At 63.8% G+C, this 13,007-nt stretch carries 11 protein-coding genes; 6 read left to right on the plus strand and 5 right to left on the minus strand.

What is annotated here, in order from left to right; translation table 11 throughout:
• Nucleotides 1–147: 147 nt before the first annotated feature.
• Nucleotides 148–1,284: a cupin domain-containing protein gene (locus tag FHW92_RS17585; protein WP_168604578.1), complete on the plus strand. Its 1,137-nt coding sequence runs from the start codon at nucleotides 148–150 to the stop codon at nucleotides 1,282–1,284.
• The gene (locus tag FHW92_RS17590) at nucleotides 1,284–1,823 is read left to right on the plus strand and encodes an rRNA large subunit pseudouridine synthase E (protein ID WP_168604579.1); all 540 of its coding nucleotides are present in this window, start codon (nucleotides 1,284–1,286) and stop codon (nucleotides 1,821–1,823) included. The genes FHW92_RS17585 and FHW92_RS17590 overlap by 1 nt, the downstream gene beginning before the upstream one ends.
• Here FHW92_RS17590 and FHW92_RS17595 read toward each other — a convergent pair.
• Nucleotides 1,820–2,062: a hypothetical protein gene (locus FHW92_RS17595; protein ID WP_168604580.1), complete on the minus strand. Its 243-nt coding sequence runs from the start codon at nucleotides 2,060–2,062 to the stop codon at nucleotides 1,820–1,822. The genes FHW92_RS17590 and FHW92_RS17595 overlap by 4 nt on opposite strands.
• 339 nt (nucleotides 2,063–2,401) lie before the next feature.
• Between FHW92_RS17595 and FHW92_RS17600 the strand changes: the two genes are divergently transcribed.
• The gene (locus tag FHW92_RS17600; RefSeq protein ID WP_168604581.1) at nucleotides 2,402–4,552 is read left to right on the plus strand and encodes a malate synthase G; all 2,151 of its coding nucleotides are present in this window, start codon (nucleotides 2,402–2,404) and stop codon (nucleotides 4,550–4,552) included.
• Nucleotides 4,553–4,591: 39 nt separating this feature from the next.
• Here FHW92_RS17600 and rsmA read toward each other — a convergent pair whose 3' ends face one another.
• From rsmA to lptD, 4 genes are all read right to left on the minus strand, one after another.
• Nucleotides 4,592–5,437, minus strand: coding sequence for a 16S rRNA (adenine(1518)-N(6)/adenine(1519)-N(6))-dimethyltransferase RsmA (rsmA, locus tag FHW92_RS17605; RefSeq protein WP_168604582.1), 846 nt, complete (start codon nucleotides 5,435–5,437; stop codon nucleotides 4,592–4,594).
• Complete coding sequence (gene pdxA / locus FHW92_RS17610) at nucleotides 5,437–6,456, minus strand: 4-hydroxythreonine-4-phosphate dehydrogenase PdxA (protein ID WP_168604583.1); 1,020 nt, start codon at nucleotides 6,454–6,456, stop codon at nucleotides 5,437–5,439. Before pdxA ends, rsmA begins: the two co-directional genes overlap by 1 nt.
• 28 nt (nucleotides 6,457–6,484) lie before the next feature.
• Nucleotides 6,485–7,966, minus strand: coding sequence for a peptidylprolyl isomerase (locus FHW92_RS17615; protein ID WP_246870241.1), 1,482 nt, complete (start codon nucleotides 7,964–7,966; stop codon nucleotides 6,485–6,487).
• Between the two features lie 128 nt (nucleotides 7,967–8,094).
• Complete coding sequence (gene lptD / locus FHW92_RS17620) at nucleotides 8,095–10,416, minus strand: LPS assembly protein LptD (protein WP_168604584.1); 2,322 nt, start codon at nucleotides 10,414–10,416, stop codon at nucleotides 8,095–8,097.
• A 131-nt stretch (nucleotides 10,417–10,547) separates the two neighbouring features.
• Between lptD and FHW92_RS17625 the strand changes: the two genes are divergently transcribed.
• From FHW92_RS17625 to ndk, 3 genes are all read left to right on the plus strand, one after another.
• Nucleotides 10,548–12,017 (plus strand): leucyl aminopeptidase, encoded by a 1,470-nt coding sequence (locus FHW92_RS17625; RefSeq protein ID WP_168604585.1) that lies wholly within the window; start codon nucleotides 10,548–10,550, stop codon nucleotides 12,015–12,017.
• Nucleotides 12,018–12,458 carry a DNA polymerase III subunit chi gene (locus tag FHW92_RS17630; RefSeq protein WP_168604586.1) on the plus strand — a complete coding sequence of 147 codons (441 nt, stop codon included), beginning with the start codon at nucleotides 12,018–12,020 and terminating at the stop codon, nucleotides 12,456–12,458. It begins immediately after the preceding gene.
• 87 nt (nucleotides 12,459–12,545) lie between these two features.
• The gene (ndk, locus tag FHW92_RS17635; RefSeq protein WP_168604587.1) at nucleotides 12,546–12,968 is read left to right on the plus strand and encodes a nucleoside-diphosphate kinase; all 423 of its coding nucleotides are present in this window, start codon (nucleotides 12,546–12,548) and stop codon (nucleotides 12,966–12,968) included.
• The last annotated feature ends 39 nt before the right edge of the window (nucleotides 12,969–13,007 follow it).

Genomic DNA, 13,007 nt, shown 5'->3' on the forward strand with positions numbered 1-13,007 from the left:
GAGCCTAGCAACAGAATCTCCTCACCTTATTGCGCGGCGGTCGCGCGGCTCCCCGCTCAAAATCGGGCTTGCGGGCCCAGCAACAGAACCGCCCCGCCTGTTTCCCTACATTTTGACAGAACGCGCCCAAGAGCGCATGAGCGCGCGATGCAATTCGCCCATTTCGATGTCGCCGCTTTCATCAACGCCAATTGGCAGAAGCGCCCGCTGCTGATCCGCAATCCGTGGAAGGCTTGGGCCAATCCGCTTGAGCCGGACGAACTGGCGGGCCTTGCCTGCGAGGAGGGCGTTGAATCGCGTCTGATTACGAGTGGCAGCGGCAAATTGGCGCTGGAGCGCGGTCCCTTTGCCGAGGAACGCTTCGCCAAGCTGGGCAAGGAACCCTGGACGCTGTTGGTGCAGGCGGTCGATCATTATGTGCCCGATGTGGCCGCGCTGATCGAGCCGTTTCGTTTCGTGCCGGACTGGCGGATCGACGATGTGATGGTGTCCTATGCCAATGATGGCGGGGGCGTGGGGCCGCATTTCGATCAGTATGATGTGTTTCTGATTCAGGGCCTTGGTCGCCGCCGCTGGCGGGTCGGGCCGGTTTGCGATGCGCAGACGCCGCTGGTTCCTCATGAGGATCTGCGCCTGATCGAGGATTTCGAGGCGACGGGCGATTGGGTTCTGGAGCCGGGCGATATCCTCTATGTCCCGCCCGGTTTTGCCCATGACGGCGTGGCGATTGGCGATGATTGCATGACCTATTCGGTGGGTTTTCGCGCTCCCTCGCGCGCCGAACTGGCCGAGGCGTGGACCGCGCATCAGGTCGATGCCATGGCCGAGGATGACCGCTATGCCGACCCCGATTTGAGCTTTCAGGCGCATCCGGGCGAAATCACTGCCGAGGCGCTCGACCGCCTGCATGGCATGGTGCTGGCCTCGCTGGCGGACCGGGATGCCTTTGCCCGCTGGTTTGGCCATTACAACAGCCTGTCCAAATATGCCGAAACCGACTGGCGGCCCGAGGAGCAAATGGAGGCCGACGAGGTCGCCGCGATGCTGGGCGAGGGCCATGCGCTGCATCGCAACCCGGCGCATCGCTTCGCCTTTATCGAGGCGGGTGAGGGTGTTCTGCTCTTCGTCGATGGCGTCTGCCGCGAATGCCGGGGCGAGGCTGCGGCACTGGCGCGCGATCTTTGCGCGGGCGGCGAATGGAGCGGATCGCCGGGAGAGGAGGCTTTGGCCTTGCTCACGGCTCTCATCAATCAGGGTAGTCTTGGTTTTGAGGAAGAGGATTGATGGCGCTGATTCTCTTCAATAAACCCTATGGCGTGCTATGCCAGTTCACCCCCGAACCCAATGGCCCGCCGCGCCCGACCTTGGCCGATTTCATCAAGCGTCCCGGCGTCTATCCGGCGGGCAGGCTCGATCATGACAGCGAGGGGCTGCTGCTGCTCACCGATGACGGGCGGCTTCAGGCGCGCATCACCGATCCGCGCTACAAGGCGCTCAAGACCTATCTGGTGCAGGTGGAAGGCGAGCCGGACGAGGCGGCTCTTGAAGCGCTGCGGCGAGGGGTGCGGTTGAAGGATGGCATGACCTTGCCCGCCAAGGCCGAGCGGATCGACCCGCCCGATCTGTGGCCGCGCGATCCGCCGGTGCGTTTTCGTAAAACTGTGCCTGATTGCTGGATCGCGCTGACCATTCACGAAGGACGCAACCGTCAGGTCCGCCGCATGACGGCTGCCGTGGGGCACCCAACCTTGCGTCTGGTGCGCTGGCGCGTGGGGGAATGGTCGCTGGATGGATTGGCGCAGGGAGAGTTCAGAGAGGTTTAGGCTTTGACGGTTTCCGGTTCGGCCTTGGCAGCCTCATGCTTGATGCAGTCGAGGATTTTGGCCCCCGCCATGAACACCGAGCCGGTGCAGGCCAGAAACAGCAGCTTGCCGCCAAAACCGGGATATTGGCCCAGATAGACCTGTCCGCGCTGCACCGCGCCATTGGCCAGCGCGAAAATCACGAGAAACGCTTCGGCACGAGTCTTGATGACGAAAAGACGGGCGATTTTCTGCCACATAAGCCAAACCTCTGCTTTGCCCTCACGGTGTTTTGAAATGTCCGTGTCGGCCTGTGGCTCCACTCTGGCATAACCCCTAGGTGGCGCAAGGGTGGTAAACAGGATGTTAACCATGAACTGTTCGCCTTTGGGACAAAACGCTCCGGCTTTGCGATAATTGCCGCAAGGCGCCTGAAAATTCGCCGCGCCCGACAAGCCGGTTGCCAAAGGCGCTGCCATCGGTCATAAGTCTATCTGTCTCTCCTCCCCGGAGTCCATGTATGCCATGCGTTTAGCGCGCGTGCCTTTATGTCGTTCAGGCATTCGCTTGAGCGGCACCTTGGATGAGGGTGAGTGATGATGAGCAAGTATCAGGACCGGGCTGGCCTTCAGGTTGATGGCGATCTGGCCCTTTTCGTCGAAAATCGGGTTTTGCCGCCGCTGGGGCTGGATGCATCGCGCTTCTGGTCGGGCTTTGCCGCGTTGCTGGGCGAATATGCGCCGCGCAATCGCGCGCTGCTGGCCCGCCGTGATGAACTTCAGGCCGCCATTGATGGCTGGCATCGCGAGCGCGGCAAGATCGCCGTGGATCTGCCCGAATATGAGGGCTTCCTGCGCGCCATCGGCTATATCGTGCCCGAACCGGCACCCTTTGCCATCACCACGCGCAATGTGGACGCGGAAATCGCGACGATGGCCGGGCCGCAATTGGTTGTGCCGGTCCTCAACGCCCGCTTCCTGCTTAACGCCGCCAATGCGCGCTGGGGCAGCCTGTATGACGCCTATTACGGCACCGATGCGCTCGATGCTCCGGCGGCCAAAAAGGGCGGCTATGATGTCGAACGCGGCGCGGCGGTGATCGCGGCGGGACGGGCTTTCCTCGATTCGGCAGTTCCGCTGGCCGAAGGCTCATGGGCCGATTGGGAAGGCATCAGTCCCGAACGTCCGCTGCCCGCTTTGGCGCGGCCCGAGCAATTGATCGCCCGGCGCGGCGATGGGCATAAGGGCGCGCTGCTGCTGGTCAACAATGGCCTGCATATTGAGATCGTGATCGACCACACCCATGTCATCGGCGCGACCGACAAGGCGGGGATCAGCGATATCATCCTCGAATCGGCGCTGACCACGATCTGCGATCTGGAGGATTCGATTGCGGCCGTCGATGCCGAGGACAAGATCGCTGCCTATGCCAACTGGCTGGGCCTGATGCGCGGCGATCTGACCGAGAGCTTTGAAAAGGGCGGCAAGATCCTGCACCGCGAACTGGCGGCGGACCGGGAATGGACGGCGCTGGATGGATCGGCCTTGACCCTGCCGGGGCGCAGCCTGCTCTTCATCCGCAATGTCGGCCATCTGATGACCAATCCGGCGATCCTGCTGGCCGATGGCCGCGAGATCCCCGAAGGTGTGATGGACGCTGTCATCACCAGCGCGATTGCGATGCAGGACCTTAAAGGTCTGGGTCGTCATCGCAACAGCCGGACGGGCAGCATCTATATCGTCAAGCCCAAGATGCACGGGCCGGAGGAGGTCGCCTTCACCAACGACCTGTTCAACGCGGTCGAGGATCTGCTGGGCCTTGCGCGCCACACGATCAAGGTGGGCGTGATGGACGAGGAGCGCCGGACGAGCGCCAACCTTGCCGCCTGCATTGAGGCGGTGAAGGAGCGGATCGTCTTCATCAATACCGGCTTCCTTGACCGCACCGGCGATGAGATCCACACCTCGATGCAGGCCGGCCCGGTCATTCGCAAGAATGCCATCAAGGCTTCGGCTTGGATTTCGGCCTATGAGGCGCGCAATGTCGGCATCGGCCTTGCCAGCGGCCTGTCGGGCAAGGCGCAGATCGGCAAGGGCATGTGGGCCGCGCCCGACCGGATGCGTGACATGCTGGAGCAGAAGATCGGCCATCCGCGCGCCGGGGCCAACACCGCATGGGTGCCTTCGCCCACGGCGGCCACGCTCCACGCTACGCATTATCACGGGCTGGACGTCTTTGCCCGCCAGCGTGAAATCGCCGCGCAGCCTGTGCCGGGTCTGGAGCCTTTGCTGACGATTCCCTTGGCGCTGGGCACCAATTTCTCGGCGGAGGATGTCGCCGAGGAACTGGATAACAATGCGCAAGGTTTGCTCGGCTATGTCGTGCGCTGGATTGATCAGGGTGTCGGCTGCTCCAAGGTTCCCGATATCAACGACGTGGGCCTGATGGAGGATCGCGCCACGCTGCGTATTTCCAGCCAGCATATGGCCAATTGGCTGCTGCATGGCGTGGCCACGGGCGAGCAGGTCATGGATTCGCTCAAGCGCATGGCCGCCAAGGTCGATGCCCAGAACGCGGGCGATCCGCTCTATGAACCGATGGCCGGGCGCTGGGAGGAAAGCTATGCCTTCCGCGCGGCCTGCGATCTGGTGTTCAACGGGGTGGAGCAGCCCAGCGGCTATACCGAACCCTTGCTGCACGCATGGCGCCTGAAGAAGAAGCAGGCGGCGCGGCAACTCGAAACGGTCTGATGCAAGAAACCCCCGGGGCCGATGCTCCGGGGGTTTTCTTCAGGCGCTCAGAATTTTGGCGATGCTGACGAATTCTGCCACGGACAGCGTTTCGGCGCGGCGGGCCGGGTCGATGCCCAATGTTTCCAACGCGTCCAGCGCGCCGGGCAGGCCTTTCAGGCTTTGCCGCAGCATTTTGCGCCGTTGGCCAAAGGCGGCCTCGGTCACGCGCTCCAGCATCCGGGCCGAGACGCCTTCGGGCATATCGCCGGGCTTCACATGGATGATCGCGCTCATCACTTTGGGCGGCGGGGTAAAGGCGCTGCGATGCACCTTCATCGCGATCTTGGGGGCGGCGCGCCATTGGCTGAGCACGGCTAGACGCCCGAAAGCATCGCTGCCCGATGGCGCCACGATCCGCTCGGCCACTTCCAATTGGAACATCAGCGTCAGCGAAGTCCAGCGCGGCGGCCAGATTTCTCCCGACAACCAGCCCGTGAACAAAGCCGTGCCGACATTATAGGGCAGGTTGGCCAGGATCGCGTAAGGTTCGCCATCAAACAGGGCGGCATGATCGATCTTGAGCGCATCGCCCTCAATCACCGTCAATTGCCCCGGAAACGCCTCGGCCAACTCGCCCAGCGGCGTCATACAGCGCTTGTCCATTTCGATGGCCGTGACCTTGGCCCCCGCGCGCAGCAGGGCGCGCGTCAGGCCGCCGGGGCCGGGGCCGACCTCCAGCACATTCTGGCCCTTCAGCCGTCCGGGGATGGCCGCGATGCGCGAAAGCAATTGCTCGTCAAACAGGAAGTTCTGGCCCAGCGCCTTGCTGGCAAACAGGCCATGGGCATTGATGACCTCGCGCAGGGGCGGCAAATCGGGACGCGGTAAATCGGAATCGCTCATCAGGCCGCCAATAGGGCGGCGCGGCTGCGTGCGCAATCGGCGGCAAGGCGCAGCGCCGAGACCGTCGCGCCGACATTGGCCTGCCCCTTGCCCGCGATGGGAAAGGCTGTGCCGTGATCGGGCGAGGAGCGGATGATCGGCAGGCCCAGCGTGATATTGACACCATGGTCAAAATCGAGCGCTTTCAAAGGGATCAGCGCCTGATCGTGATACATGCAGATGGCCACGTCAAACGAGGCCCGCCCACGCGCCGCAAACAGGCCATCGGCGGCGTGCGGCCCGCTGGCATTGATGCCCTCGGCGCGCAATTGCTCTATGGCCGGGGCCACGATGCGCTGATCCTCGTCGCCAAAGCGCCCATCTTCGCCGGCATGGGGGTTGAGCGCGGCAATCGCGATGCGCGGGTTGGTCAGCCTGAAATCACGCTCCAGCGCCCGCGCCACCACCCGCGCACGGCGCAGGATCAGGTCTTGCGTAATCAACCCCGGCACCGCCGAGAGCGCGACATGGACCGTCAGCGGCACGGTGCGCAAATTCGGACCCGCCAGCATCATCACCGCATCCTCGGCCTCAACACCTGCGGCATGGGCGACAAATTCGGTCTGTCCGGGATAATCGAAACCCACCTCGGCCAGCCGCGATTTGGCGATCGGCCCGGTCATCAGCGCGCCAGCCTGACCCGACACGGCCAGAGCGGTGGCCTGCGTCAGGCTTTCCAGCGCCAGCGCCGCGCCGTCGCGATCGGGCGCGCCGGGGCGATATTCGCCATCGAAATCGCCGATCACGGGCAGCGCGCGATCATAGACCAGCGCGGCCTCCTCCATCGAAGCGACGCGCTCGACCGGAATGTCCAGCCCGCGCGCGCGCGCCGCACCGGCCAGCACGGCCGCGCCGCCCACCGCGCAAAAGGCGGGCAGGGCGTGGACACGACGCGCAAACCACGCCGCCGCGATCAGTTCCGGCCCTACACCGGCCGGATCGCCCAGCGAAACAGCCAATGGAAGGATTGGATAGGCCACCTCTTTATCCTCAGTTAAACCCGATATCTCAGTTATACTCGATGATCGCGTCGCGGCGAAGGTCGCGCATGTACATTTGCGCGCGCTTGTTGACGCGGTCTTCTTCCATCTGCGACATCAATTCCTCGAACGAGGGGCCGCTGGCCGCCTTGGGATCGTCGCGGCCGCACAGCATCAGCATGCGAATGCCTTCCTGCACCGAACCAAACGGCGGCGTGGTTTCGCCCAGCGAAAGCGCCAGCAGCGACTGCTGAAGCGGGGCGGGCAGGTCGCGCGCGCGGATCTGGTCGTTGGCGACAACCTGCGCGCCCAGCTTGCCGGCAACCGCATCGACGCCGCCGCAGCCCTTGGCCGATTTGATCGCGTTGGAAAATTCGTCGATCTTCTTGTTGGCCTCGGCCTCGGCAATATTGGCGGGCAGGGCCAGCGTGATCTGCTTGAGCGCAAGCACCGCATCGCGCGGATCGGCGGTCAGCACCTGACGCTTGTCGATCAGATAAAGGATCGAGAAACCGCCGCGCATTTCGATCGGGCCAACGAGCTGGCCGGTCTGCATCTCACGCGCAGAGGCGGCCAGTTCGGTGGGCAATTGCGCCAGACGGATCCAGCCCAGATCGCCGCCCACCGCCTTGGTCGAGGCTTCGGAATATTGGCGGGCATAGGCGGCAAAGCTGCCGCCTTCCTTCAACTGGCTCATGATGCGCTGGGCATTTTCGGCCACGACGGCGCGGCTGTCGGGCGTGGCCGACAGATAGATTTCGCCCAGACGGTATTCCTCGGTGCCCTTCGACGCCTTCATCCGCTCGAGCAGTTCCTTGACTTCCTGCTGGCTGACATTGACGAAAGGCTGGACATTGCGGCGCAGCACGCGGTTCCATGCCAATTCGCCGCGGATCTGGCGCTTCAGCGAATTGGGCGAGGAGCCGATGCGGGCCAGATAGGCGTCGAGCGCGGCCGGTTCCTGCTTGAAGTTTTCCTGAGCGACGCGGGCATAGGTGCCGTCGACCTCGCCCTCGTCGATCTTGATGTCGGCGTTCTTCGATTCCTGAATCTGGAGCGTTTCGTCGATCAGGTTGCGCAAAACCTGCGCGCGAAGCCGCTCGACTTCCTCAGGCGCGACCTTGCCCCCATTGGCCGCCAGGATCAGCGCCAGACGCTGGTTCACATCGGTGCCGGTGATGATATCGCCGTTAACGATGGCGGTGGCGCGGCGCAGATTGGGGTTGTCCTTGCCCAACATGGTCACATTCTGGCCGATGCCGAAAGGATCGCTGGCCGTGGGCGCTTCGGCGGGCTTGGCGGCCGGGGCCTTGGGCGCTGCCGCAGGAGCCTTGGGCGTTTTGGAGCGCACGGGGGCTTGCGCGAAACCTTGCGCGGCCAGCGCCAGAGACAGGCCAGCGAGCGCGCCCATCCGGGCCACCGCCCTTACGCGCGCCGCACCCGATCCAGATCCTGCCTTTTTCGTCACCACCATAATCTTGCGCTCGATCCTGTTCTTGTCGCCGTGCATCTGCACCCTCCGGGCTTAACCCCGGCTGAGCCAGCAGCGATTTGGGAGCATATCGTGATATGCCGCCCCGCCATGGCCGCAGGCGATAGCGTCTTTGTCTGGCCCTGCCAACAGATGCTTGTGGCCGTTTACCGGAAACCAAGATTGCGCAGCGAAAAGCGCAATTCAAAGCTGCTGCCGCGCACGGCGTCACCGATGGTCACATAGTCGCGCCGCCAGTTCAGGTCGAACTGGAAGCAGTCGGTCTGGAACGAAACGCCCAGCCTTGTGCGCAAGGGCTGGAACGAGGCGGTGCTGGTGTTGGCCAGCAGGCTCTTGTCCGAAAGGTCGAACACGCCCGAACCGAACACGGACCAGAATTTCGCAAAGGCGATTCGCCCCGCTGTGCGCAATTCATTGCTGTCGACCAGATCTTCCTGACTGGTGGTGATATTGCGGTTCAGGCGCGCATAGCCGACCTCGAGATAGGTGGTGTCGCTGCCCAAGGTCGCGTCCACTTCGTTACGGCGAAACACGAAGCTGTCGTGGTCGAGCCGGTAACGGTGGGTGATCTTGAAGAAATCGCGATAGCGGATTTCGGTGCGCCCGACGATATCGGACATGCGGTCCGACAGACCCGTGCCCTGAGGCAGCAGGGTGGGCTGGCTGGTCAGGCGATAGGATTGGCCGACATTGGCGTTGATGCGCCAGTTGGGCCGCTCCAGCCGCCATTCCATGCCATAGGTCACGCGGTTGCCGTCCTCGATCCGGTCATAGCCGGGAAAGCGGTTGAGCGCGAAGAGATTGATGTCTTCGAGTTCGATGGCGCGCGCGTCCTCGTTGGGGATTCGCATGTTGGGCGTGGGCGATGTGGCCACGAACTGCACATGGGGGGTCAGCACCTGCGTTCCGCCGAACAGCGGGCCGACAAAGGGCCAGGTGATGTCGGCCGCAGCCGTGGCCGTGGCGCGTCCCTGCCAACCGGCGGTGCCGCGATAGATGGCGGTGCTGGTCAGCAGATTGTCGGTCGAATGATAGACATCGCCCCGGCCCAGCGCGGTCAGCGTGATGATCTGCCCCATGGGCGTCATCTTGCGCAGGTTCCATTCCACGCTGGCAAAGGCGCGCTGCATGTCCTGCCCGGCGCTGCGGGTGATGGCCAGCGTGTTGGCGCGCACCTCGATCTTGCCGCCCAGCAGGTTTTCGTCAAACCGCCGGCGATAGTCGATCATCGGCAGGGTAATCGGCACCAGCCCCTGCGTGCCCGTGGCGCGCAGCGTCTGGAACGCCCAGCCCGAAAGCGAGAAATAGGACGTCTGGCCGATCCGCTCCAGATTGATGTTCGAGCGCAGCGTATCGTCCGAGGAAATATAATAGCGGCGCAGGAACGTGCGGTCGGAGGCAAAGCGGCCCGAAAAATCGAGGCTCCAGTTGGGCGAGAGCTGATATTTGCCGTTGGCGTCGAAATAGCCGCGCCACTTTTGCTGGGTGTTGAGGCCCGAAACGTCGGTGGCGGCCGAGCGAGTCAGATAGCCGGTGATCTGAAACGCGCCGGTATCGCCCAACTGGCGGTAATGCACCTTGGCCATAGGCTTGGCCTTGGTAAAGGCATAGCCGGTGATGGCCAGATCCTTGTTATTGGCAAGGCGGGCGTAATAGGTGCTGGAAAATTCAAATCCGTTGGCCGCCGATGTGCGGAAATCGGGCACCAGAAAACCGGGCAGGGGCCGTCCGTCCGTCGCCACCTGAAGGCTGGGCAGAGGTACGATGGAGGCGCCGAACAGCGACAGGCGCGCGCCCTTGAAACGCACGATCTTTTTATCAGGATCATATTCGACGTGGCGCGCCGTCACCTTCCAGATCGGCTTTTTCTCGCAGCCCTTGCTGTCCACCACGTCGCAGCCGGTATAGGCCGCCTGGGTCAGGACATAATGGCCGTTGGTGTCGCGCCGCCCTTCATTGGCGGCCAGGCGCCCGCCCTCGCGCATCAGCATCAGCATATTATGCGTCAGCCCAACGCTCAAATCCTCGCTCAGCTCCATCTGGTCGGTGAGCAATTCGTTGCCATTGGCATCGACCACGCGAAGCTGGCCCTGCGCCATGATCTGGCCGGTCTTGCGATTCCAGCGGACGGTATTGGCGCGCACGGTCTGTTCGCCGCGCCGCAAAAAGACATTGCCCGTGGCGATCACGACATCATTCGTGTCGTCGTAATCGACCTGATCGGCGGCAAAATCGATCTTGTTTTCGTCATAGCGCGTGCGCTGGGGCAGGTCGGCGGCCGGGCCGCCCGCCTCGGCGCCGGTTTCCAGCCCCCCCGCCGATGGCCCACCGGCCTCGCGCATGGTTGCCGCCCATGTCGGATCGGCGGCCAGCGCGACGCAAAGCGCCGCCCATGGCGCCATCCGGCGCAGGGCAATGGAAAGGTTCGGTTTGGCAAGGGGCGCATGAGGCCCAATCAACGCAGGCATGGCTTGCCTATCGCAGAGGGGATGCCTAACTGCAATCCATGAAGGCGATGAGATTGGCATCAACCCACCGCATCGCAATACCGACCCAATGCTTTTGAACGGGCCGCTCGTCCGGCCTGCAAGGAGTTACCATGATCGTCACATTCCTCGCCAGCCCGCCCGCTTCGGTCCTTGCGCCGGTCGCCCGTTTCGTGGCCGCCGATGGGTGGGAAGAAGGTTTGCCCGCCGTGATCGTGGCCGGTGCCAAGGCCGCGCGCTTTGCGGGACGGGCCGGACAAGTGTTTGAAGGCTTTGCCGATGTCGATGGGGTGATCGGGCGCCTGGCGCTGGCGGGCACCGGCGGGGGCGATTCCGATACCGACCGCCGCGCTTCGCTGGAAAAGGCGGGCGGGGCGCTGGCGGGCAAGTATCGCACCTCGGGCGCGACGCAACTGTTGCTCGACGGCGCGGGGCTGGCGGCGGATGAATTGGCCAGCGTGCTGCTGGCGCTGCGTTTGCGCCTGTGGAAACAGGATGGCTATCGCACCACGCTCAAGGACGAGGAAAAGGCCAGCCTTGAGGAAATTCTGGTGATGAACGCCGCCGATGGCGCGCAGGCCGCGTGGGAAGCCGCCACCGCCATTGCCGAGGGCGTCGAATTCACCCGCGAACTGGTGACCGAACCGGCCAATGTGCTGTATCCGGAAAGCTTCGTTGAACGCATACGCCAGCGTTTCGCCGGGACGGGCGTGGACATCCGCGTGCTGGACGAAAAGGAAATGCGCTCGCTGGGCATGGGCTCGCTGCTGGGCGTGGCGCAGGGTTCGGCGCGGCCGCCCCGGATGGTGGTGCTGGAATGGCGCGGCGGCGCGGCTGATGCGGCCCCGCTGGCCTTTGTCGGCAAGGGCGTGACCTTTGACACCGGCGGCATCAGCCTCAAGCCCGGCGCAGGCATGGAGGACATGAAGTGGGACATGGGCGGTGCGGGCGCGGTGTCGGGCGCGATGCTGACGCTGGCCCGGCGCAAGGCCAAGGCCAATGTGGTGGGCGTTCTCGGCCTGGTTGAAAACATGCCCGACGGCAATGCCCAGCGCCCCGGCGATGTGGTTACGTCCATGTCGGGCCAGACCATCGAGGTCATCAACACCGATGCCGAGGGCCGTCTGGTGCTGTGCGATGCGCTGACCTTTGTGCAGCGCGAGTACAAGCCTGCCAAGATCGTTGATCTGGCCACGCTGACCGGCGCGATCATCATGAGCCTTGCGCATGAATATGCCGGGCTGTTCTCGAATGATGATGCGCTTTCGGCCGATCTGACCAAGGCGGGTGCGGCCACCGGCGACAAGCTGTGGCGGATGCCGATGGGCCCGGTTTATGACAAGATGATCGACAGCCCGATTGCCGACATGAAGAATGTCGGCGGCCGTTTCGGCGGCTCGATCACGGCGGCGCAGTTCCTCGCCCGCTACATCGAAAAGGACGCCGACGGGAAGCAGACCCCGTGGGCGCATCTCGACATCGCGGGCACGGTGTGGACCGACAAGCCCGGCGCGACCTGGGACAAGGGCGCCACCGGCTTTGGCGTGCGCCTGCTCGACGCGCTGGTTCGTGAAGCAGAATAAATGCAGGCCGACTTCTACCTGCTGGAATCCGGCGGCCCGGAACTGGCCCTTGCCCCACTGGCGGGCAAGGTGCTGGAGACGGGCGGCCGCCTGCTGGTGGTGGCGGGCGAGGCGCGCGCGCGTGAGCGGATCTCGCAGGCCTTGTGGAGCGCCGGGGCGACCAGCTTTCTGGCCAATGGCATCGCCGGGGGCGACCATGATGCGCGCCAGCCTATCCTGATCGCGCAGGACGTGGCCCCGGCCAACGGCGCGCGCTTCCTTGCTCTGGCCGATGGCGTCTGGCGCGAGCCGGGCGAAGGGGATTTCGACCGCGTCCTGTTGGTTTTTGGCGAGGCCGAGCGTGCCGCCGCACGTGAGACATGGCGTCTGCTCAAAGGGCGTGAGGGCTGGGCCTGTCGCTTCTATCGCCGGGAAGGCCGGAAATGGACGCAAGCGGGATAATGGTCACCCTTGCAGGAGAGAGCGCGAAAGGCTAGGGCGCCGCGCAACAGGGCCGTCAAGGCCCATCCAACGCAAGGAACCTACGACATGGCGCTTACCCGCACCTTCTCGATCATCAAGCCCGACGCCACCCGCCGCAACCTGACCGGCGCCGTCACCAAGATGCTGGAAGAAGCCGGCCTGCGCGTCGTCGCCAGCAAGCGCATCCAGATGACCAAGGAACAGGCCGAAGGCTTCTATGCCGTTCACGCCGAGCGTCCTTTCTTCAACGACCTGGTTTCGTTCATGATCTCGGGCCCGGTCGTGGTTCAGGTTCTGGAAGGCGAAGACGCTGTGAAGCGCAACCGCGACATCATGGGCGCCACCAACCCCGCCAACGCCGACGCCGGCACCATCCGCAAGGAACTGGCCGAATCGATCGAAGCCAACTCGGTCCATGGTTCGGATTCGGAAGAAAACGCCGCGATCGAAATCGCCTATTTCTTCAAGCCGGAAGAAATCGTCGGTTAATTCCTGACGCTTTGATGGCATGAAAAAGCCGCCGGAGGG

The organism is Novosphingobium sp. SG707, from assembly GCF_012275515.1.
GTDB lineage: Bacteria > Pseudomonadota > Alphaproteobacteria > Sphingomonadales > Sphingomonadaceae > Novosphingobium.